The sequence below is a fragment of the Agrobacterium sp. CGMCC 11546 genome (genome assembly GCF_013365515.1).
Lineage (GTDB): Bacteria > Pseudomonadota > Alphaproteobacteria > Rhizobiales > Rhizobiaceae > Agrobacterium > Agrobacterium fabrum.
Genome location: NZ_CP047387.1, coordinates 2,730,550 through 2,752,511, shown reverse-complemented (window position 1 = coordinate 2,752,511; position 21,962 = coordinate 2,730,550). Strand labels below are relative to the sequence as shown.

The following is a 21,962-nucleotide window of genomic DNA, read 5'->3' as shown; positions in this document are numbered from 1 at the left end:
ACAGGATTGCCGCGTTGCGATAGTCGGCAATGAGAGTGCGTGTGCAAGGGAGCATTTCATGATCGGACTAGTGCTTGTCACCCATGGCAAGCTGGCTGAGGAGTTTCGCCATGCGTTGGAGCATGTCGTCGGTCCCCAGAAATTGATCGAGACGGTCTGTATCGGTCCCGAAGACGACATGGATCAGCGCCGGCAGGATATCATCGACGCCGTCGCGCGCGCCAATGATGGCAACGGCGTCATCATTCTGACTGACATGTTCGGTGGCACGCCGTCCAATCTCGCGATCTCAGTCATGAATAACGGCAATGTCGAAGTCATCGCCGGGGTCAATCTTCCCATGCTTATCAAGCTTGCAGGCGTTCGCAGCGAAGATAATATGGACAAGGCCCTTCAGGATGCGTCCGATGCCGGCCGCAAATATATCAACGTCGCCAGCCGCGTTTTAAGCGGCAAATAAGAAGTCAGCCCATGTCGCCTCTCTCCCGGGAATTGCCCATCATCAACAAGCGCGGTCTCCACGCTCGGGCATCCGCGAAGTTCGTGCAGATGGTCGAGGGTTTCGACGCCACGATCACGGTTTCCAAGGACGGCATGACCGTTGGCGGCACATCCATCATGGGCCTGATGATGCTGGCGGCAAGCCCCGGATGCAGCGTCTATGTCGAGGCGAGTGGCAATCAGGCGGTAGAGGCGCTGGCCGCACTGGAAGCGCTGGTCGCCAACCGCTTCGGAGAAGAGGCCTGAGACCGCCCCATATAAAGACATAAAGACTTCTTTATATCATTATTGCCAGATCGGTTGTGGCCTGCTAAACCGCTGCTACGTTTAAGAGCCGGGCCGTCAGGCGCGGCGTTTCTGATCTGGAGAACCTTATGAGCCTTGAGAAGGACTACATCGTCGCCGACATCAACCTTGCCGCATTCGGCCGCAAGGAGCTGGACATCGCCGAAACCGAAATGCCGGGCCTGATGTCCTGCCGCAAGGAGTTCGGTGAAAGCAAGCCGCTGAAGGGCGCACGTATCACCGGCTCTCTTCACATGACGATCCAGACCGGCGTTCTCATCGAAACGCTCAAAGAACTGGGCGCGGAAATCCGCTGGGCCTCCTGCAACATCTTTTCGACCCAGGACCATGCGGCAGCGGCCATTGCAGCAGCCGGCATTCCGGTCTTCGCCGTCAAGGGTGAAAGCCTGACGGAATATTGGGAATATACCGACAAGATCTTCCAGTGGACCGATGGCGGTCTCTCCAACATGATCCTCGATGATGGCGGCGATGCCACCATGTACATCCTGCTTGGCGCACGCGCCGAAGCCGGTGAGGATGTGCTTTCCAACCCGGGTTCGGAAGAAGAGGAAATCCTCTTCGCGCAGATCAACAAGCGCCTCAAGGCTTCCCCCGGCTGGTTCACCAAACAGCGTGATGCGCTGAAGGGCGTGACGGAAGAAACGACGACCGGCGTTCATCGTTTGTACGATCTCGCCAAGAAGGGCCTGCTGCCCTTCCCGGCCATCAACGTCAACGACAGCGTTACCAAGTCGAAGTTCGACAACAAATACGGCTGCAAGGAATCGCTCGTCGACGGCATTCGCCGTGCAACCGACGTGATGATGGCCGGCAAGGTTGCCGTGGTCTGCGGTTACGGCGATGTGGGCAAGGGTTCCGCGGCCTCGCTGCAGGGCGCCGGCGCCCGCGTGAAGGTCACAGAAATCGACCCTATCTGCGCACTTCAGGCCGCGATGGACGGTTTCGAGGTGGTTCGCCTGGAGGACGTGGTTTCCTCCGCCGATATCTTCATCACCACCACCGGCAACAAGGACGTGATCCGCATCGAGCATATGCGCGAGATGAAGGACATGGCTATCGTCGGTAACATCGGCCACTTCGACAATGAAATTCAGGTCGCCTCGCTGCGTAACCTGAAGTGGACGAACATCAAGCCGCAGGTCGACATGATCGAGTTCCCGAAGGGCAACCGCATCATCCTGCTTTCCGAAGGCCGCCTGCTGAACCTTGGCAATGCCACCGGTCACCCGTCCTTCGTCATGTCGGCATCCTTCACCAACCAGGTGCTTGGCCAGATCGAGCTTTTCACCAAGCCGGGTGAATACAAGAACGAAGTTTACGTGCTGCCGAAGCACCTCGATGAGAAGGTCGCGCGCCTCCACCTCGAGAAGCTCGGTGTGCGGCTAACCGAACTTTCCGACCTTCAGGCAGATTATATCGGCATCTCCAAGCAGGGTCCGTTTAAGGCTGAACACTACAGATATTAATATCATAGTTAATATCCACTGAAATTACACAATATCTAGATGCCGTGCGCTTGACAAAGCGCGCGGCATCTTTTTTGCGCGCTCCCTTCCCGCAGATTTATGAAGACGGTATTGTCATCGGACTTGATTCGGACACACCAAAGGGCGGCGTGGACGAAATGGGATGTCTTGTCGAAGATGCGGCACATAGGACGGAGACAGACCGGGGATGACGGTTCACAATTCGGATCTGCGCGAGCAGACAGTTCAACGCGTTGAAAACACGCACGCAAGCGTGGCATCAAGCACGCAGGCGTTGGAGCGTTTCTGCGTCTTTCCGGATGGAAAACCGACGCCCACTTTTTCTGGAAATGCTTTGGCACGTTGCCGGCTGGTAATCCGCGCGATCCGGACCGGTTTTTCGCGGGCGCGTATCCTGCTTTCGGGTACGGTTCTCACCGGCTCGAGCACCGTTGCGATGGCCCAGGACGGCCTTGTGGCAAAGACCAGCGCACGGCTGTTCTCGTCTGGAGAAACCATCACCTATTCGCTTTTCGTCGGTATGCTTTCGGCAACGCTGTTTTCCGTCGTCTGGCTGGTGCGCCAGCGCGGCAATATCGAGGCGGAAAGCAGCGAATACCGTCAGGCACTCGCGCAATCCCACCACAAGATCGCGAAATACGAGGCGCTGATCTCCGATAAGAGCCGCCGCATCGTCATCTGGGATGGCGTGGATAAACGCCCGGAATTTCTGGGACAGCTGCCGGCCGAGACCGGTGTGCCGCAGGCGGACCAGGATTTTCTGGCATTCGGCCGCTGGCTGAAACCGGCATCCGCGGGCCACCTTGAAAAATCCATCGAGAAACTGCGCAGCCACGCCCAGAGCTTCGATCTGACCATCGAGACGCAGCGCGGCGAAGTGATTGAAGTTCAGGGACGTGTATCCGGCGGCAACGCCTTTGCGCGCTTCATCGCGCTCAACAATCTCCGCGCCGAACTCGCCGAATTGCAGGTGGAACGCGAGCGTCTGCTTGCCTCCGTATCGACATTTCAGGAACTTCTCGATTCCATCGAACAGCCCGTCTGGCGGCGTAATGGCGAGGGTGAACTCACCTGGGTCAACCACGCTTATGCCCATGCGGTGGATGCGCGAAATGCCGAGCAGGCCGTTCAGGAAAAGCGCGAACTTCTGAACACGGTTACCCGACAGAAGATACGCGCGGCCGCGACGCCGGAATCGCCCTATCACGACCGCATTTCGACAGTCGTTTCCGGTAACCGCAGCTTCTTCGACGTTGTCGACATCAAGACAGCGGGCGGATCAGCTGGTATCGCCATCGATGCCACCGAAGCGGAAACCATCCGCGAAGAACTCAAGCGAGTTCTGAAAAGCCACGCCGAAACGCTCGATCATCTGGCGACGCCCGTTGCCATTTTTGACGGCCGGCAGCGGCTGCAATTCTACAATCAGGCTTTTGCCAGCCTGTGGGGCTTCGATCTGGTTCTCCTCGAATCCGGCCCTGACAATTCCGAGCTTCTCGACAGGTTGCGTAGCGCCGGCAAATTGCCCGAGCAGCTGAACTGGAAGAACTGGAAGGAAACGGCGCTTTCCTTCTACCGGTCGCTCGATACCAAGACGGATCTCTGGCACCTGCCCAACGGCCAGACCCTGCGGGTGATCGCCACGGCCCATCCGCAAGGTGGCGCGACCTGGGTTTTCGAGAACCTGACCGAGCAGGTCGACCTGCAGATGCGCTATAACACCCTGGTGAAGGTGCAGGGCGAAACCATCGACCATCTGGCCGAAGGTGTCGCCGTGTTCGGCGCAGACGGGCGCATTCGCCTCTCCAACCCGGCATTCCGGGCTCTCTGGGGCGTGACGGCCGATGAGGCGGAAACAGGCACGCATATTCGCGCAATCGAAACCGCCTGCGCTCAATCCTATGATGGGCCGGATGGCTGGCGCGCCTTCAGCCAGTTCATCACCAGCTTCGATGACGAACGGCCATCGCGGCAGGGCACGCTCGAACTGCTTTCCGGTCTCGTGCTCGATTATGCGATCATTCCGCTTCCCGACGCTCAGACCATGCTGACCTTTGTCAATATGACGGACAGCGTGCGCGCCGAGCGGGCGCTCAAGGAAAAGAACGACGCGCTTCTGAAGGCCGATGAACTGAAGAACGATTTCGTGCAGCATGTTTCCTACGAGCTGCGCTCGCCGCTGACCAATATCATCGGCTTCACCGATCTCCTGAAGACGCCCGGCATCGGCCAATTGACGGAACGGCAGGCGGAATATCTCGACCATATTTCCACCTCGTCTTCGGTTCTCCTGACCATCGTCAACGATATTCTCGATCTCGCGACCGTCGATGCCGGCATCATGCAGCTCAATTATTCGGATAATGATCTGAACGAGCTGCTCGACGATGTTTCGGTGCAGATCGCCGACCGGCTGCAGGAAAGCGGTATTTCGCTCGAGATCGTCGCGCCTGCCCATCTCGGCAGTCTGGTGGCGGATCACCAGCGGTTGAAGCAGATTCTCATCAAGCTCCTGACCAATGCGATCAACTTCGCACCCGAAGGTTCCTCCGTGCAGCTCTCCTGCCAGCGCAGCGAAGGCGACTTCGTATTCTCCGTTGCAGATAAGGGTCCGGGCATTCCCGAAGACATGCTGAAGAGCGTGTTCGACCGCTTTGCGACGCGTGGCAATGGCGGACGGCGCACCGGTGCAGGGCTCGGTCTTTCCATCGTGGAAAGCTTCGTCAGCCTGCATCATGGCACCGTCAGCATCGACAGTCGGCCCGGCAACGGCACCATCGTCACCTGCCGCATTCCCTCCGCCACACTGCCGCACTCCATCGCCGCAGAATGAGCAAAGACATCTTGCCGATCACCATTTCGCTGGCGGGAGAAAAGGACACCATAAGGCTCGGTGAAGACCTGGCCCTGGCCCTGAAACCCGGCGATTGCCTGGCGCTGATCGGCGATCTCGGCGCCGGCAAATCAACGCTCGCCCGCGCCTTCATCCGGGCGATGGCGGATGAGCCCGATCTTGAGGTTCCAAGCCCCACCTTCACCATCATCCAGACCTATGCCACCCGCATCCCCGTCGCCCATCTCGATCTCTACCGGCTTTCGGATGTTTCGGAGCTGGATGAACTCGGCATTGACGAGATGCTGGAGGACGGTGTCTGCCTGATCGAGTGGCCCGACATCGCCGCTGAGGTTCTGCCACCGGAACAGACGATCACCCTGCAGCTGACACATTCGGGTGAAGGTCGCGTGGCCGTGATAGAGGCGCCGGCACAACAGAAAGCGCGGCTCGACCGTGTTTTCGCCATTCGTGAATTCCTGGCGAAAAACGGCAGAGGCGATGCGACTCGCCGTTTCCTGAGCGGTGATGCCTCCACACGCGCCTATGAAACGATCTCGACCGATGGCCCCGACCTTATTCTGATGGACTGGCGGCGCCCCATGAGGGGAGCGATCGTTGCGGACGGCAAAACTTACGCGGAAATCGTCCATCTTGCCCAGGATGCGCGCTCCTTCGTGGCAATCGGCGATTATCTGCGAAACAGCGGTTTCCGTGCGCCGGAGATTCTGGCCGCGGATATCGATCAGGGCATTCTCCTTCTGGAGGATCTCGGACGGGAGGGTGTACTTGCTGCAGATGGCACACCGATAGAAGAACGTTATCTTCAAAGTGTCGCCTGTCTCGCCGCCCTTCATCAGACACCGTGCCCGGCGTTGCTGCCGATGCGTGATGGCAGCACCTACGACATTCCTTCCTTCGACCGGCAAGCGATGAAGATCGAAGTCTCGCTGCTGGTGGAATGGTATCTGCCCCACAAGCGCGGCAAAGCGCTCACCGATGGCGAGAAGCAGGATTATTACGTCATCTGGGACGGCCTGATCGATGCGCTCGCCGGCTGCGAAACGGGACTTCTGCTGCGTGACTTCCATTCGCCGAATATTCTCTGGCAGGCGCAGAATAGCGGCATCGGCCAAGTTGGCCTGATCGATTTTCAGGATGCGATGATTGGCCCCACCGCCTATGATCTCGCTTCCATCGTGCAGGATGCGCGGGTCACCATCCCCCCCGAACTACAAACACGCCTCATGTCGCATTATCTCGACAGCAGAAAAGCGACGCCCGCTTTCGATGAGGCCACATTCCTCAAGGCTTTCGCCATCATGTCGGCGCAGCGCAACTGCAAGCTTGCAGGCATCTGGGTGAGGCTGTTGGAACGGGACAAGAAACCCGGTTATATGAAACATATGCCGCGGACGTTCCGTTATCTCGCTGACGCGCTTTCGCATCCCGAACTCGCGCCACTCCGGGAATGGTGTGTCCGTATGGGCATGGACTTTAACGACTAACACGGTTGACCACGATGACGATCAAAAACGCGATGGTGCTGGCCGCCGGGCTTGGCACGCGCATGCGCCCGATCACGGATACGATCCCGAAGCCGCTTGTGAAGATCGCCGGCAAGCCGATGATCGATTACGCGCTCGACGCCCTTGTCGAAGCCGGGGCTGAAACCATCGTCGTCAATGTGCATCACCATGCCGAACAGATGATCTCCCACCTTGGACATCGCACCGATGCGGAAATTCTGATCTCGGATGAACGCACGCAGCTGATGAATTCCGGCGGTGGGCTCGCAAAAGGCCTGAAGCTTCTGAAACCCGGCCCGGTCTTCGTCATGAACGCGGATCTTTTCTGGATTGGTGAGCGGCTGAACGCCGTCAGCAACCTGCGCAAGCTAGCTCAATTCCTTGACCCGGCGCGTATGGACATGGCGCTGCTTTGCGTCGACATGGATCGCACCACCGGCCACAACGGCAAGAGGGATTTCAACCTTGCCGGCGAGGGAAAGCTGACGCGCTATCGCGATGGAGACGCTAATCCGGTGGTTTATGCCGGCGCCATCGCCATGGACTCGCGGCTGCTTGACGATGCACCGGCGGACGCTTTCAACCTTAATATCTATTTCGACCGCGCCATTGAAAAAGACCGGCTTTTCGGCCTGTCGCTGGATGGCCACTGGATCACCGTGGGAACGCCTGACGCGATTGACGATGCGGAAAGCATCATCCGGCAATTCAGAGAAAAACGTTTCGCATGACGCTCACCCACCACGCAAAGCGCGTCCTGACGATCGCTGCGGGAACACCGTTTCTCAAAACGCTCGCGGAAACGCTGTGTGACGGGCGGCTGACAGCCGGCTATAGATATGATCCGACCGATCCTCTTTCGCTTGCGAGCGTGACGATCTATGTGCCGACGCGGCGCTCTGCGCGCGTGCTGCGCTCCGAATTCGTCGATCTTCTGGGCGGCCGATCCGCCATTCTGCCGCTGATCCGGCCTCTGGGTGAAACGGATGACGATAGCGGTTTCTTCGATATCGAAAATCCCGAGATCATGGATCTGGCGCCACCGATTTCCGGCACCGGCCGGCAGATCGAACTGGCGCGCCTCATTCTCGCCTGGCGCAACAGCCTGCCCGACGCCATCCGGGCGATCCATTCGGATTCACCGCTCGTCGCTCCCGCCAGCCCCGCGGATGCCATCTGGCTGGCGCGTGCGCTCGGCGAGGTGATCGATGCGATGGATACCGAAGAAAAGGACTGGGAAGCGCTGCAGCATCTCGATACCGGCGAACATGCGCAATGGTGGCAGCTGACGGCGGATTTCCTGAAGATCGCCAGCGTCTTCTGGCCAGCGCGGCTTGCAGAACTCAACCGTTCCTCCGCGGGCCGGCATCGCAACGCCATCCTGCGGGCAGAGGCGGACCGGCTTGCCAACCTGCCGGATACGGGGCCGATCATCGTGGCTGGCTCCACGGGCTCCATTCCGGCCGCCGCCGATCTCATCGCCGCCGTCGCAGCCCTGCCGCAGGGAACCGTTGTGCTTCCGGGGCTCGATCTTGCGATGTCCGAAGAACAGTGGCAGGCGATTGCCGAGGACCCCACCGATCCTTCGAGCCGCACCCATCCGCAATATGGGCTTTATATGCTGCTGCAGAAGCTCGGCATGTTCCGCGACGAGGTGGTTCAGATCGGCGCCCTCGACCGTGATCTCGAAAAGCGCGCGGCCGTATTTTCGGCAGCACTCGCACCCGCCAAGTCCACAAGCGACTGGAACGGCTGGCGCGAAGGCCGGGATCCCGGATTTTTCGATGAAGCCTTCGCAGCGGCCACATTGATCGAGGCCGCCAATCAGCGTGAAGAGGCGACCGCCATCGCGGTGGCGCTCCGGCTGGCGCTGGAGGCCCCGGGTCCTGGGCGGCCGTCTCAGGCGGCACTGATAACGCCCGACCGCGGACTGGCGCGGCGGGTCGCGACGGAGTTGCAACGTTTTGGCATCGAGGCAGACGATTCGGCCGGGACGCCGCTTTCCGCCACGCCGCAGGCAGGGCTGACACAACTGGCGCTGGAAGCCATTCTCAGGCCCGGAGACCCGGTGCCAATCATTTCGCTCCTGAAGCATCCCCTCGCCCGCTTCGGGCTTTCCGGTGACGCTTTTACCAAGGCCTCGAAAGCGCTGGAACTGATCGCTCTGCGCGGTGGCCGCGTCGAAACCGAAATAGGCAATCTCGAAGTGGTTCTGGACGCGCAGCTTCTGGCCCAGCGTGACAACAGGCACCCGCCCGCCTGGCGGGTGGCGCTGCCGGAGGGAAGTGTTGATGCGGCCCGCGATCTGGCCCGGCGGATCGCCATCGCTACGGAGCCACTCGGCTCCGCGTTCATCCGTCGTGACCGCTCCGGGCGCGCCTTCACCGATAAATTGCCGCTTTCCGATTGGGCTGGGCGGACAGGCCGAGTGATCGAGGCCATCTGTGCCGACGACAGCAATGATCTGGCCGCATTGTGGTCTGGCGAGGCGGGAGACAAACTCTCAAGTCTCTTTGCGGAACTGATGGAGAGCGGCGACATCCTCGACGCGGACGGGCCGCAATGGATCGATATTTTTGCAGCGCTGGTGGCAGGCGAATCGATCAAGCCGCGTTCCATGCGCCATCCGCGCATTTTCATCTTCGGCGCGCTGGAGGCACGGCTGCAAAGCGTCGACACCGTCGTCATCGGTGGTCTCAATGAAGGGCTCTGGCCGGGCCAGACGGCCAATAATCCGTTCCTGTCCCGCAGCATGAAGACCGCCATCGGGCTGGAGCCGCCGGAACGGCGCATCGGCCAGCTCGCGCATGACTTCGAGATGGCGAACGGCACCCGGCAGATCTTTTACACCCGGGCGCTGAGGCAGGGCTCCACCCCCGCCGTCGCCTCCCGCTGGCTGCAAAGGCTCCTGGCTCTGGGTGGCGAGAATTTCGCCGAACAACTGAGGAAGCGCGGCGAGACCTATCGCCATTGGGCAGGTCTGATGGATGAGAGCATCGATCAGGAGACGGTAAAGCGCCCTGCCCCCAAACCGCCGGCTGATCTGCAGCCGAAGAGCTACTCCTTCAGCGAAGTAGGGCGGCTGCGGCGGGATCCCTATGCGATCTATGCGCGGCGCATCCTGAAGCTCGATCCGCTCGATCCGTTCAACCGCGACCCGACCGCCGCCGATCGCGGCACGCTTTATCACGGGATTATTGAGCGCTATTCCCGTGAGGGGCATATTCCCGGCACACCGGCCTCGCTTGAGGCGATGCAACGCATTCTCGACGACTGTTTCGACGCGGAAAACCTGCCTGTGCATGTGGATGTCATCTGGCGTCCGCGTTTTGCGGCGGTGGCCCGCGCCTTCATCGATTGGGAGAAAGAACGGCACCCCTCCATCCGCCGCAGCTTCTTCGAAGCACGGGCCGGGCAGGAGATCGCCGAGGCGGGCATCCGGCTGACCGGCGTTGCCGACCGTATCGACATCAAGACCAGCGGCCAGGCGGATATTATCGACTACAAGACCGGTCTTGCTCCATCAGTCAATCAGGCGCGAGCGTTGCTCGACCCGCAGCTGGCGCTGGAAGCGGCGGCACTGATGCGCGGTGCCTTCCGCGAAACAGGTTCGCCCACGCCCGAAAACCTCATCTATGTACGCCTGCGGCCGGGAGACCGATTTTTTGCCGATCAGGTGAATAACGAACATTCCAACCGAAGCGGCAAGAGACCGCCGAAATCCGCTATCGAACTGGCAACGGAATCGATCGACCAGCTTGCCAAATTCGTGCGCTCGCTGCGCGACGGTGAAAACGGTTTCGCCTCCCGGCTGGTGCCGGAAGAGCAGCAATCCTATGGCGGGGAATATGACCACCTCGCCCGCGTTTCAGAATGGTCGACGGCGGAACCGGGAGACGGCGATGACGATTGATCCCATCGACGCCGGACCTGCCGCCGATACACCTGAAAGCTGGATCGACTGGACCAGTGCCCGGCAGCGGCTTGCCTCCGATCCCGCAAGCTCGGCCTGGGTGTCGGCCAATGCCGGCTCCGGCAAGACCCATGTTTTGACCCAGCGCGTCATCCGCCTGCTTCTGGCCGGGTGCCGCCCCTCGGCGATCCTCTGCCTCACCTATACCAAGGCCGCAGCATCGGAAATGTCGAGCCGCGTGTTCGACAGGCTGGCGGAATGGGCAACGTTGCCGGATTCCGATCTCAAGGACCGCATCACCGCCATCGAAGGCAAGGTGCCGGATCGCATAAAGCTCGCCGAAGCACGGCGGCTGTTCGCCAAGGCGCTGGAAACACCGGGCGGGCTGAAAATCCAGACCATCCACGCTTTTTGCGAAGCCCTGCTGCACCAGTTCCCGCTGGAGGCCAATGTCGCCGGCCATTTCTCGGTTCTCGATGATCGCGCCGCCACCACGCTTCTGGCCGAGGCGCGCCGTTCGCTTCTGACGGCGGTTTCGACTGAGGACGACGCGGAATTGGCGCAGGCGCTCGCCTATGTGCTCGATCTTGCCGATGAAAGCGGCCTGGAAGCGCTGCTTTCCGCCATCATCGCCAATCGCAGCGCGCTTCGCTCTTTCCTGCACGAGGCAAAACAGTCGGTCGGCCTTGATGCCCGTTTGCGGCAGGAGATGCAGATTGCTGCCGGGGAGACCGAGGAAACGGCGGCTGAAGCCTTCTGGCCCCTGCCCGGTCTTTCCGGGTTGGCACTCGACACTTACCTCACGCTTGCGGATGAGGTGGGAGGATCGCGTGTCATCGAGGTCGCTTATGCGCTCCGGGAAGCAAAACGGCAGATGGACCCGGTGCGGCGGATGGAATTCATCGAAGTCGCGCTGCTGACGGCCAAGGGCGAGAAAAAATCGGACGCCTATGTCATCAACAAGGGCATGCAGAAATTTGCACCTGATCTCGTTGATGCGCTGACGCTGGCCCGCGACCATGTCGTGGCCTGCCGCAATCGCTATCGTCTGGTGCGCATGCTGGTGGCAACTAAAAGTGCCCTTGTGCTGGCCGAACGGTTGATCGGCGATTTCGAAGACCTGAAAAAGCAGCGAAGCCAGCTCGATTTTGAAGATCTGATCGAGCGCGCCGCCAATCTGCTCAATCGCGATACGGCAGGTGCATGGGTGCATTACAAGCTGGATCAGGGCATCGACCATATTCTGGTCGACGAGGCGCAGGACACCAGCCCGGTGCAATGGTCAATCATCCAGTCGCTGGCAGCGGATTTCTTCAACGGTGAAAGCGCCCGCATGGGGCGGCGCACACTCTTTGCCGTGGGTGACGAAAAACAGTCGATCTATTCCTTTCAGGGCGCGCGACCGGAACGGTTCTCGCAGGAGCGCGATGAGACCAAAAGGCGTGTCGATCAGGTGGAGCAGGCCTTCCACCGCATCCGCCTGCCGCTCTCCTTCCGCTCCACTGAAGATGTGCTGGCTGCCGTCGATCAGGTCTTTTCAGACCCGAAAAACGCGAGCGGCCTCAGCGCCGACAATGAGCCCGTCGAACACCGTTCCAACCGCGCCGGCCATCCCGGCACCGTGGAAGTGTGGGATATGGTGGCACCGGAAACCACCGAAGATGAAGAGGACTGGACCGCCCCCTTCGACGCGCTGCGGGAAAGCGCGCCGGCCACCATCGTCGCCCGGCGTATCGCCGCGCGCATTGCCGATATGATCGGAAACGAAACCATCATCGAAAAGGGCGTGGAGCGCACCGTCGAACCCGGCGATATTCTCGTGCTTGTCAGAAAACGCGCTGCCTTCGTCAACGCGCTGACCCGCGAGTTGAAGCGGCGTAAGAACATTCCCGTTGCCGGTGCCGACCGCCTCCGCCTGACCGATCACATCGCCGTGCAGGATCTTCTGGCGCTCGGCCGGTTCGTGGTGCTGCCGGAGGATGATCTTTCGCTGGCGGCCCTGCTGAAGAGCCCGCTTTTCAACCTGACGGAAGACGATGTCTTCGAGATCGCCGCGACGCGATCCGAGACGGAGAGTGTGTGGCAGAGGCTGCAAGTCCTTTCAGGCGAAGAAACCAGCCGTCTATCCATCGTCACCGACAAACTTCGGCATTTCATATCACTGTCGAAAACCGCCACGGTGCATGATTTTTTCGCGGCGGTTCTGACCCTGCATGACGGCCGCAAAAAATTTCTTGGCCGTCTTGGCAACGAGGCGAGCGACGTTCTCGACGAGTTCCTCTCCTTCGCGCTGGATCACGAAAGAACCGGCCTGCCCGGTCTTCAGGCTTTTCTCTCGGTTCTGGAGACCGATTCACCTGAAGTGAAGCGCGAGCAGGACAAGGATCGCGGCGAAGTGCGCATCATGACCGTGCATGCGTCCAAGGGGCTTGAAGCACCGGTGGTCTTTGTCGTGGATGGTGGCTCGAAGGCCTTCAACCACAGCCATGTGCCGAAACTGCGCTTCGTGGAGGGGGATGGCGATGCCTTTCCGGTCTGGCTGCCCGGCAGCGGTTTTTCCAATCATCTCATTCGCTCGGATGAGGAACGCCTGAAAACGGCCGCGGAAGATGAATATCGTCGGCTGCTTTATGTGGCGATGACCCGCGCCGCCGATCATCTTGTCGTCTGCGGTTATCGCGGCCAGAAGGAAAATCCCGAATGCTGGCACGCTATCGTCAAGGTGGCGCTTGCGGAAAATCAGGATCATTGCCAGCCGCAGCTGTTCAGCGCCGATGGCGAGGAATGGCAGGGGCTTGTCTGGCGTAAGTCCGAAGCACGCCCGGCACTTGCACCGCACAAGCCCGCAGAACCCCGGCAGGAAGAAGACCACACGCTTCCGCCGGGCCTTCTTGCCCCCCTGCCCGCCCTGCCCTCCCTGCCAAGGCCGCTCAGCCCATCGGGCGCGGGAACCATCATTGATGACGGTGCGGACGATCTGGCCGTGCGTTCACCGCTGTTCGGAGAAAAAACCGAGGCCTCCAGCCTTGCCCTGCAACGGGGTAAGCTGGTGCATCGAATGCTGCAGGCCCTGCCGGATTTTGCGGAAAGCGAGCGGGAAGAGGCAGCCCGGCGTTATGCCGAGCGCGCAGCGCGTTTCTGGCCCGCCACTGAGCGGGAACATTTGATCCAGGCGGTTTTGCGGGTCCTCTCCGAACCAGCGGTTCAGCCAGCCTTTTCCGCCAACAGCCGTGCGGAAGTGTCGATTATGGGCACGATGACCCTCGGCCGGCAGCACTATGCCGTCTCCGGCCGCATCGACCGGCTGGCGGTGGAGGGTGATCGGGTCATTCTGGTCGATTACAAGACAAACCGCGTGCCGCCGCGCGAAGCACGCGAGCTTCCCTTCTCGCACGTCGCGCAGCTTGCCATTTATCGCGAAATTCTGGCGCCGCTTTACCCCGGCAAGGAATTTGTCTGTGCGCTGATTTATACGGAAAGTGCCGCTTTTGTGCGGGTTGACGACGATGCCATGGCAGAGGCCCTTGCCGCAATAAAGACAAAGTGAGATACCGGGGCATTGAAATTTCGACGCGCCCGCATCACATCGATAGCGGAAAAGATTTACTGAAAGGAGAGCCAGATATGGCTACCGTAAAAGTCGATGCCGCCAACTTCCAGTCCGAAGTCCTCGAATCCGCCGAACCCGTCGTGGTGGATTTCTGGGCCGAGTGGTGCGGTCCGTGCAAGATGATCGCGCCGAGCCTTGAGGAAATTTCCTCCGAGCTGGCTGGCAAGGTCAAAGTTGCGAAGCTCAACATCGACGAAAACCCGGAGCTGGCCGCTCAGTTCGGCGTTCGCTCGATCCCGACGCTTGCCATATTCAAGGGTGGCGAAGTGGCTGATATCAAGGTAGGTGCTGCACCCAAGACAGCGCTTTCCGCCTGGATTTCCAGCGCTGCTTAAGCCGTTTTTATGGAATGAAAAAAGCCCGGCATGATCGCCGGGCTTTTTTATTGGGGAACGGTACCGTTGAAAGCAAGGGCGTTTCCGGCAAGATAAAGCGATCCGCCGATAAGGATGCGCGGCGGCGGTCCTTCGGGATCTACACGGCGCGACAATTCTTCCAGAGCATGGGTCAGCGTCGATGTGGGCGCGGCCACCAGACCGGCATCAAAAGCGGCATGGGCAAGCACGACAGGGTCGATCGCCGCATCCGTGCCGCCTATCGGCACGGTGAAGACATATTCGGCAATATCGGCGAAAGCCTTGAAATAACCTACCGGGTCCTTGGTATTGATCATGCCAGCGATGATGAAGAGTGGGCGCGGCGTCTTTTCCTCAAAACCTGCCATGGCCTCGGCAATCACCTCACCCGCGCCGGGGTTGTGACCGCCATCGATCCAGATCTCGGCACCCTTCGGGGCGATTTCAGCGATTTTGCCGGTCAGGATGCGCTGAAGACGGCCGGGCCATTCCACTGAAGTCATGGCCTTTTCGATCATCCGCTCCGTCACTTCGAAACCGGCTGCTTTCACGGCGCGGATCGCTGCGGCAGCGTTAGCGAGCTGATGGCGGCCGGGAAGACGCGGCAACGGCGCATCGGCCAAGCCGAATTCATCCTGGTAGACCATGCGGCCGAATTCTTCATGGGCGGAAAAATCCTGTCCGTAGACAGAAACCGGGCAACCAAGCCGCTCGGCCGTAGCGACGAGCGTTTCACGCGCCGCATCATATTCCTGATGGCCGATGACGACGGGCGAACCCTTTTTCATGATGCCAGCCTTTTCGGCGGCAATCAGTTCCACGCGGTCGCCGAGATAAGCTTCATGGTCGAGCGAAATCGGCATGATGATGGAAACGGCAGGGCTATTGATCACATTGGTGGCATCGAAGCGACCGCCCAGTCCAACCTCGACGATCGCAGCATCAGCGGGATGCTCCGAAAAAAGCAGGAACATGACAGCCGTCAAAATTTCAAAAACGGTGATCTTCTGCCCATCGTTCGCGACTTCGATGCGACGCAGGGCGTCCGCGAAGACAGCGTCTTCAACAAAGCGGCCCCTCTCCCCGGCAACGCCGAGACGATAGCGCTCATGCCAGTTGACGAGATGCGGCTTGGTATGGACATGAACAGGAAGTCCGGCCGCTTCCAGCAAAGCCCGGCAAAAGGCGCTAACGGAACCCTTGCCATTGGTGCCCGCCACATGGATCACCGGCGGCATTCTGTTTTGCGGATTGCCGAGTTTTTCGAGAAGACGGGAAATTCTGTCGAGTGAAAGATCAAACCCTTTGGGGTGAAGCTGCATCAGCTCCTCAATGATCTTTTCGGCCTCACCGATCGCGGGCTTCGTCATGTCTTCCGTTCGCCTTTCAGGCGTTTTGTTTGCCATTTGTCCGCTGCCCCAAAAATGAAATCAGGCAACGTATAGCATCATCCCGAAGGCAGTTTATGCCTCCGGGCGACATATTTTTTTCCTCAGGCCGAAGCGGCCAGCGGAACGACGGCGTTCGCGTTATCGGCAGGCGCCTTGGTCATGATCTTGAGCATGCTGGCCAGCGTGTCCGGGATTTCGCGACGATCGATGACCATATCCACCATGCCGTGTTCCAGCAGGTATTCGGAGGTCTGGAAGCCTTCCGGCAGCTTTTCGCGAATGGTCTGCTCGATGACACGCTTGCCGGCAAAGCAGATTTCCGCGCCCGGCTCGGCAATATGGACATCGCCCAGCATGGCGTAGGAAGCCGTGACACCGCCCGTGGTCGGGTTGGTCAGAACCACGATATACGGCATGCCTGCCTCTTTCAGCATATTCACCGCAACCGTGGTGCGCGGTAGTTGCATCAGCGACAGAATGCCTTCCTGCATACGGGCGCCACCCGAGGCCGGGAACATGACGAGCGGGCAACGCTCCGAGATGGCGCGCTCGAAAGCCTTGACGATCGCTTCGCCGGCGGCAATGCCGAGCGAGCCGGCCATGAACTGGAATTCATGCACGACGGCGACGATCTTCAGGCCTTTCAGAAGACCAACGCCGGCAAGGATCGTATCTTCCTGCTCGGTCTTTGCGCGGCTGTCGCGCAGGCGATCGGTGTATTTCTTGGAATCGCGGAATTTCAGCGGGTCCTGTGCCACTTTAGGCTGGGCCAAGGCCTCATAGATGCCACCATCAAAAAGATCGGCAAGGCGCGCCTTGGCCGGCATCTTCATGTGGTAACCGGAAGCCGGGATGACCCACTTGTTGTCTTCCAGATCCTTGTGGAAGACCATCTCGCCCGTTTCCGGGCACTTGATCCACAGGTTCTCCGGAACCTCCGGGCGGCGGCCAAGCATGGAATTGATCCGCGGCCGAACGTAATTGGTGATCCAGTTCAACTGTCTACTCCTGACTGGGCCGCGCGCTTATTCCGCAGCGGCGAGGCGCGATGCACGCACGCCCGTTGAAAGTCCTTTTACCAGCGTCGTAACGGCCGGCACGGTGTCGGCGGTCGCCTGCCCGTCCTTGGTCAGGCTGCCCGCAATCTGGTTGACGATGGCTGAACCCACCACCACACCATCCGCCACGGCACCGATCGCCTTCGCATGATCGGCCGTCTTGACGCCAAAACCGACACAAACCGGCAGTTCCGTATGCGCCTTGATACGACCGACAGCGCCCGAGATCAACGAGGGATCGGGAAGTGCTGAGCCGGTGATACCGTTCATCGAGACGTAATATACGAAACCTGAGGTATTTTTAAGGACGGCCGGCAGGCGCTTGCCATCCGTGGTCGGCGTTGCCAGACGGATGAAATTGATGCCGCGCGCAAGCGCCGGAATGCAGAGTTCATCGTCCATTTCCGGCGGCAGGTCGACCACGATCAGGCCATCGATGCCACTGGCAATTGCGTCGTCCAGAAACTTTTCAACGCCATAGATATAGATCGGATTATAATAGCCCATCATCACGATCGGCGTTGCATTATCTTGCTTGCGGAACTCGCGGGCGAGATCGAGCGTGGTCTTCAGTGTCTGTCCACCCTTCAGCGCGCGCTGGCCGGCCAGCTGAATGGCCGGGCCATCCGCCATGGGATCGGAAAACGGCATGCCGAGTTCGATAACGTCGGCGCCTGCTTCCGGCAGTGCCTTCATGATGCCAAGCGAGGTCTGGAAATCCGGGTCGCCGCCCATGAAATAGGTGATCAGGGCGGGGCGATTTTCAGCGCGCAGATCGGCAAAGCGCTTGTCCATACGTGCAGTCATGATCTTATACATCCATTCCAAGGAACTTGCTGACGGTGTGGACATCCTTGTCGCCACGGCCGGAAAGGTTCATCAGGATGATTTCATCCTTGCCCATTTTTGGCGCGCGCTTGATGACTTCGGCCAGCGCATGGCTCGGCTCCAGCGCCGGAATGATGCCTTCGAGGCGGGTCAACATCTGGAAGGCGTCCAATGCCTCGTGGTCCATGATCGGCACATATTCGACGCGGCCGATATCGTTCAGCCAGGAATGTTCAGGCCCGATGCCGGGATAGTCAAGACCTGCGGAAATCGAATGACCTTCCTTGATCTGGCCGTCCTCATCCTGCAGCAGATAGGTGCGGTTGCCATGCAGCACGCCGGGCGAACCGGCGGTGATCGAGGCACAGTGTTCTTCGCCAGACAGGCCTTTGCCACCGGCTTCGACGGCAACGATACGCACGCTCTTGTCATCAAGGAAAGGATGGAAAATGCCGATGGCGTTCGATCCACCGCCGACGGCCGCGATAACCATATCCGGCAGGCGGCCTTCCGCCTCCAGCATCTGCGCCTTGGCTTCCTCGCCGATAACTGCCTGGAAATCACGGACCATTTCCGGATAGGGATGCGGGCCGGCTGCGGTGCCAATCAGGTAATAGGTATCCTCGACATTGGTGACCCAGTCACGCAGTGCCTCGTTCATGGCGTCCTTGAGCGTGCCATGGCCGGCCGTGACCGGCTTCACCTCGGCGCCGAGAAGCTTCATGCGAAATACGTTCGGGGCCTGACGGGCGACATCAGTGGCGCCCATATAAACCACGCAAGGCAGGCCGAAACGTGCAGCAACCGTGGCCGAGGCAACGCCGTGCTGGCCGGCACCGGTTTCGGCAATGATGCGGGTCTTGCCCATGCGCTTGGCAAGCAGGATCTGGCCGAGACAATTGTTGATCTTGTGCGAGCCGGTATGGTTCAACTCTTCGCGCTTGAAATAAATCTTCGCGCCGCCAAGTTCCGCCGTGAGACGCTCCGCGAAATAAAGCGGGCTCGGGCGGCCGGTGTAATGCGTGCCGAGATATTTCAGTTCGGCCTGAAACTCGGGATCGCTCTTGGCCTTGTCCCATTCCGCCTGCAAATCCAGGATAAGCGGCATCAGCGTTTCGGCAACGAAGCGTCCTCCGTAAATGCCGAAGCGGCCGTCCTCATCGGGACCAGCACGAAAAGAATTGGGTGTTGGCGCGTCGTTCACTTCAAACTCCCTTTGGGCCTTTCGACCAATCATTCACCACATCGAAAAATGCGTCGATCTTGGACAAATCCTTGACGCCCGGCGCGCTTTCAACACCAGACGACAAATCTAGTCCGCTCGCCCGGGTTTCCGCCAGAGCCTCGGCGACATTGTCCTTATTCAGCCCCCCGGAAAGCATGTAATCCACACTTTCGTCAAGTGAGCGCAGGATCGTCCAGTCGAACGAGACGCCGTTGCCGCCAGGCAGATCAGAACCGGCAGGCGCCTTGGCATCCAGCAGGAAACGGTCGGCTATGCCAATATAAGGCTCTATTTTGGCAAGATCCGCGGCATCGCGAATGGAAATCGCCTTCATCACCGGCAGGCCGTAAAGCGCCTTGATATGCAGCAGCCGCTCCGGGCTTTCGCTGCCATGCAATTGCAGAATATCCGGCCTGACAAGATCGACGATTTCATCGAGATAATCATTATCAGCATCGACAGTGACGGCAACCACTTTGGCGGCGCCACGGGCGGCTTCGGCCAACCGGCCGGCAAGGTCCGGCTCGATATAGCGGGGGCTTTTTTCAAAGAAAATAAAACCGACATGGGACGCACCGCGCCGGACGACGCGCTCCAGCGTTTCCGGTGTCTTCAATCCGCAAATCTTGATATCCGGTTTCATACCCGCGACCTGACATGAAATGCGACAAGAGTCGAGCCAAATCGCATCCCTTTTCGATGGAATGTTTCACGTGAATCCAGATGGCGATGCACGCCGCCAGTTTCAATCGAAATCGATGGCGTGCAGTTTGGAGCCATGACGTTTCAGCCATTCCTTGGCTTCACTTGTGTGTGGACAGAGCTTTTCACACAGCGCCCAGAATTTCGGGCCATGGTTCATTTCGCTCAGATGCGCGACCTCATGGGCAGCGAGATAATCGATGACCCTGTCCGGAGCCATGACGATACGCCACGAAAAGCTCAAATTTCCATCATGGGAGCAGGAACCCCAGCGGCTGCGTGTATCCTTCATGCTGATGGACCGCACCGGCCGGCCGGCAGCGCGGGCGTGAATGGCGACCAGACGTTCCAGATCGGCCTTTGCTTCCTTTTTCAGGAAGGTCGCGATCCGCCGTCTCAGATGCTCCGGCGCGCCGCTGACTTTCAGAACAGCCACACCATCAGCGTCTTTCCCGATGTGGGTCAGGCCCCTCAGGCTGCCGGTGTGCTCGATGCGATGAGAGATGCCTCTGATATCGATGGTCCCACCGGGACGAAGACCGTCATCAGGGCTGAACTTCAGAAGCTTGCCTTCCAGCCAGCCCTGGTGTCTTTCGAGAAAGTCATCTACCTGACGGTGATGCAGGCCCATCGGGATCGTCAGCTTCAGCGCCCGACCGCCCGGTTCGATGCGCAATGTGATGCGCGTTGCCCGCGGGTTTTCCCTGACCGTGATCGGCACTTGCCGTCCCGCAACGGAAACGGTGCGCTGGCTCGGCACGACCTTTTTGGGCGCCGGTGACTTCAGGGATTTTCTGAGGAGCGAAAACATGAAGCCTTCATAACCGATTCGTCCATCCCTTGGCCATGCAAATGCGCGGCACCACCTGCCGTTTCACGCTTAGGCCATCTGGTGTTTGCCGATGAAATCCAGCATGCGCGGCACGATTTCCTTGCGGAAGCGCGAACCGTTGAAGACGCCATAGTGCCCCACATCCGGCTGCATGTAGTGGGCGCGCTTGTCTTCAGGGATGTTCCGGCAAAGATCATGCGCCGCCTTTGTCTGGCCGACACCGGAGATATCGTCATTCTCGCCTTCGACCGTGAATAACGCGACATTGTGGATCGCGGTAGGATCAACCGCCCTGCCCCGGTGCAGCATGTTTCCCTTCGGAAGCGCATGGTCGATGAAGACGGTTTCCACCGTCTGGAGATAGAATTCCGCCGTCAGGTCCATGACAGCAAGATATTCATCGTAAAACTCGCGGTGTTTTTCGGCGGAATCGCCGTCATTCTTGACGAGGTTCAGGTAAAAATCCTTATGCGCCGTCATGTGCTTGTCGAGGTTCATCGACATGAAACCCGATAGCTGCAGGAAACCCGGATAGACATTACGCCCGAAAGCCGGCTGCGGCCACGGCACCTGCATGACGACATTGTCGCGAAACCATTCGATCGGCTTGGCCGTGGCAAGACCGTTGACGGCGGTGGGGTTGATGCGCGTATCGATCGGTCCGCCCATCAGCGTCATGGAGGCCGGCGCAAACGTGTCGCCATCCGCCTCCATCAGGGAAACGGCAGCCAGAACCGGCACGGATGGCTGGCAGACGGCGACCACATGGGCGCCGGGGCCGATATGCCGCAGCATCTCGATGACATAGTCGATATAATCGTCGAGGTCGAAGGTTCCCTCAGTTGCCGGTACGATACGGGCATCGGCCCAATCGGTGATGTAAATATCGGCCGAGGGCAACAGGGCTTCCACCGTCCCGCGCAGCAGAGTCGCATAGTGGCCGGACATCGGCGCGACGAGCAAGACTTTCGGATCCGGCTTGCGGGTCGGCTCCAGGTCGCGGTTAAAATGAACAAGGCTGCAGAACGGGCGCGACCAGACGGTCTCTTCTGTGACAGCAATGGTCTGGTCATCGACGACGGTGGAGCGGAGGCCGAATTCCGGCTTGACGTAACGGCGCGTCAGACGTTCGAAAACCTCGAAACCGGCATCGAGGCTTCTGCCGAAAGCGGTGCTGGACAGCGGATTGAGAGGATTGTTGCAGGCCTGGCGCATCATGTCCGCGCCGGCACGCAGCGGCGCCATGGCCGCATGGTTCATTTCATAGAGGTGGTAGAACACTGATGACGCCTCCCTCGCGATCACGCTCTTTTTCTGACCATAGCAGCTTTTCGCAGGTGCACAAAATTTAAGGCGCCAGCGGTTTCCCGCCGGCGCCTCACTTTTCG

The 21,962-nt window shown here is 59.6% G+C and carries 16 protein-coding genes; 9 read left to right on the top strand and 7 right to left on the bottom strand.

Annotated elements, in window-relative coordinates; genetic code table 11:
- Positions 1 to 58 precede the first annotated feature (58 nt).
- From GSF67_RS13505 to trxA, 9 genes are all read left to right on the top strand, one after another.
- Positions 59 to 460 (top strand): PTS sugar transporter subunit IIA, encoded by a 402-nt coding sequence (locus tag GSF67_RS13505; RefSeq protein ID WP_003505374.1) that lies wholly within the window; start codon positions 59 to 61, stop codon positions 458 to 460.
- Between the two features lie 11 nt (positions 461 to 471).
- The gene (locus GSF67_RS13500) at positions 472 to 747 is read left to right on the top strand and encodes an HPr family phosphocarrier protein (RefSeq protein WP_006311103.1); all 276 of its coding nucleotides are present in this window, start codon (positions 472 to 474) and stop codon (positions 745 to 747) included.
- Positions 748 to 875: 128 nt separating this feature from the next.
- A complete protein-coding gene (gene ahcY / locus GSF67_RS13495; RefSeq protein WP_006311102.1) occupies positions 876 to 2,276 on the top strand; it encodes an adenosylhomocysteinase in 1,401 nt (466 codons plus the stop codon).
- Between the two features lie 208 nt (positions 2,277 to 2,484).
- Complete coding sequence (locus tag GSF67_RS13490; RefSeq protein WP_006311101.1) at positions 2,485 to 5,130, top strand: PAS domain-containing sensor histidine kinase; 2,646 nt, start codon at positions 2,485 to 2,487, stop codon at positions 5,128 to 5,130.
- Positions 5,127 to 6,638: a bifunctional tRNA (adenosine(37)-N6)-threonylcarbamoyltransferase complex ATPase subunit type 1 TsaE/phosphotransferase gene (locus GSF67_RS13485; protein WP_006311100.1), complete on the top strand. Its 1,512-nt coding sequence runs from the start codon at positions 5,127 to 5,129 to the stop codon at positions 6,636 to 6,638. Before GSF67_RS13490 ends, GSF67_RS13485 begins: the two co-directional genes overlap by 4 nt.
- A gap of 14 nt (positions 6,639 to 6,652) precedes the next feature.
- The gene (locus GSF67_RS13480; RefSeq protein ID WP_006311099.1) at positions 6,653 to 7,390 is read left to right on the top strand and encodes a nucleotidyltransferase family protein; all 738 of its coding nucleotides are present in this window, start codon (positions 6,653 to 6,655) and stop codon (positions 7,388 to 7,390) included.
- The gene (gene addB / locus GSF67_RS13475; protein WP_006311097.1) at positions 7,387 to 10,572 is read left to right on the top strand and encodes a double-strand break repair protein AddB; all 3,186 of its coding nucleotides are present in this window, start codon (positions 7,387 to 7,389) and stop codon (positions 10,570 to 10,572) included. Before GSF67_RS13480 ends, addB begins: the two co-directional genes overlap by 4 nt.
- Positions 10,562 to 14,119, top strand: coding sequence for a double-strand break repair helicase AddA (addA, locus tag GSF67_RS13470; RefSeq protein ID WP_006311095.1), 3,558 nt, complete (start codon positions 10,562 to 10,564; stop codon positions 14,117 to 14,119). Before addB ends, addA begins: the two co-directional genes overlap by 11 nt.
- Positions 14,120 to 14,196: 77 nt before the next feature.
- Positions 14,197 to 14,517 (top strand): thioredoxin, encoded by a 321-nt coding sequence (gene trxA, locus GSF67_RS13465; protein ID WP_006311093.1) that lies wholly within the window; start codon positions 14,197 to 14,199, stop codon positions 14,515 to 14,517.
- Between the two features lie 47 nt (positions 14,518 to 14,564).
- Here trxA and GSF67_RS13460 read toward each other — a convergent pair whose 3' ends face one another.
- The 7 genes from GSF67_RS13460 to GSF67_RS13430 form a co-directional block, all read right to left on the bottom strand.
- A complete protein-coding gene (locus tag GSF67_RS13460; RefSeq protein WP_006311091.1) occupies positions 14,565 to 15,944 on the bottom strand; it encodes a folylpolyglutamate synthase/dihydrofolate synthase family protein in 1,380 nt (459 codons plus the stop codon).
- An 86-nt stretch (positions 15,945 to 16,030) separates the two neighbouring features.
- The gene (gene accD, locus GSF67_RS13455; protein ID WP_006311090.1) at positions 16,031 to 16,927 is read right to left on the bottom strand and encodes an acetyl-CoA carboxylase, carboxyltransferase subunit beta; all 897 of its coding nucleotides are present in this window, start codon (positions 16,925 to 16,927) and stop codon (positions 16,031 to 16,033) included.
- Between the two features lie 27 nt (positions 16,928 to 16,954).
- Positions 16,955 to 17,794: a tryptophan synthase subunit alpha gene (gene trpA, locus GSF67_RS13450; RefSeq protein ID WP_035214740.1), complete on the bottom strand. Its 840-nt coding sequence runs from the start codon at positions 17,792 to 17,794 to the stop codon at positions 16,955 to 16,957.
- A 4-nt stretch (positions 17,795 to 17,798) separates the two neighbouring features.
- Complete coding sequence (gene trpB / locus GSF67_RS13445) at positions 17,799 to 19,019, bottom strand: tryptophan synthase subunit beta (RefSeq protein WP_006311088.1); 1,221 nt, start codon at positions 19,017 to 19,019, stop codon at positions 17,799 to 17,801.
- A 1-nt stretch (position 19,020) separates the two neighbouring features.
- The gene (locus tag GSF67_RS13440; RefSeq protein ID WP_006311086.1) at positions 19,021 to 19,683 is read right to left on the bottom strand and encodes a phosphoribosylanthranilate isomerase; all 663 of its coding nucleotides are present in this window, start codon (positions 19,681 to 19,683) and stop codon (positions 19,021 to 19,023) included.
- Positions 19,684 to 19,785: 102 nt separating this feature from the next.
- Complete coding sequence (locus GSF67_RS13435; RefSeq protein WP_006311085.1) at positions 19,786 to 20,553, bottom strand: M48 family metallopeptidase; 768 nt, start codon at positions 20,551 to 20,553, stop codon at positions 19,786 to 19,788.
- Between the two features lie 69 nt (positions 20,554 to 20,622).
- Positions 20,623 to 21,855, bottom strand: a complete 1,233-nt coding sequence (locus tag GSF67_RS13430) for a polyhydroxyalkanoate depolymerase (RefSeq protein ID WP_006311084.1) — start codon at positions 21,853 to 21,855, stop codon at positions 20,623 to 20,625.
- Between the last annotated feature and the right edge of the window lie 107 nt (positions 21,856 to 21,962).

Coding starts and splice junctions, on each gene's coding strand:
- ahcY (WP_006311102.1), top strand. CDS start 876: ATGAGCCTTGAGAAGGACTACATCGTCGCCGACATCAACCTTGCCGCA.
- trxA (WP_006311093.1), top strand. CDS start 14,197: ATGGCTACCGTAAAAGTCGATGCCGCCAACTTCCAGTCCGAAGTCCTC.
- GSF67_RS13435 (WP_006311085.1), bottom strand. CDS start 20,553: ATGTTTTCGCTCCTCAGAAAATCCCTGAAGTCACCGGCGCCCAAAAAG.
- GSF67_RS13485 (WP_006311100.1), top strand. CDS start 5,127: ATGAGCAAAGACATCTTGCCGATCACCATTTCGCTGGCGGGAGAAAAG.
- GSF67_RS13500 (WP_006311103.1), top strand. CDS start 472: ATGTCGCCTCTCTCCCGGGAATTGCCCATCATCAACAAGCGCGGTCTC.
- GSF67_RS13505 (WP_003505374.1), top strand. CDS start 59: ATGATCGGACTAGTGCTTGTCACCCATGGCAAGCTGGCTGAGGAGTTT.
- trpA (WP_035214740.1), bottom strand. CDS start 17,794: ATGACTGCACGTATGGACAAGCGCTTTGCCGATCTGCGCGCTGAAAAT.
- GSF67_RS13480 (WP_006311099.1), top strand. CDS start 6,653: ATGACGATCAAAAACGCGATGGTGCTGGCCGCCGGGCTTGGCACGCGC.
- addB (WP_006311097.1), top strand. CDS start 7,387: ATGACGCTCACCCACCACGCAAAGCGCGTCCTGACGATCGCTGCGGGA.
- GSF67_RS13440 (WP_006311086.1), bottom strand. CDS start 19,683: ATGAAACCGGATATCAAGATTTGCGGATTGAAGACACCGGAAACGCTG.
- addA (WP_006311095.1), top strand. CDS start 10,562: ATGACGATTGATCCCATCGACGCCGGACCTGCCGCCGATACACCTGAA.
- GSF67_RS13490 (WP_006311101.1), top strand. CDS start 2,485: ATGACGGTTCACAATTCGGATCTGCGCGAGCAGACAGTTCAACGCGTT.
- GSF67_RS13460 (WP_006311091.1), bottom strand. CDS start 15,944: ATGGCAAACAAAACGCCTGAAAGGCGAACGGAAGACATGACGAAGCCC.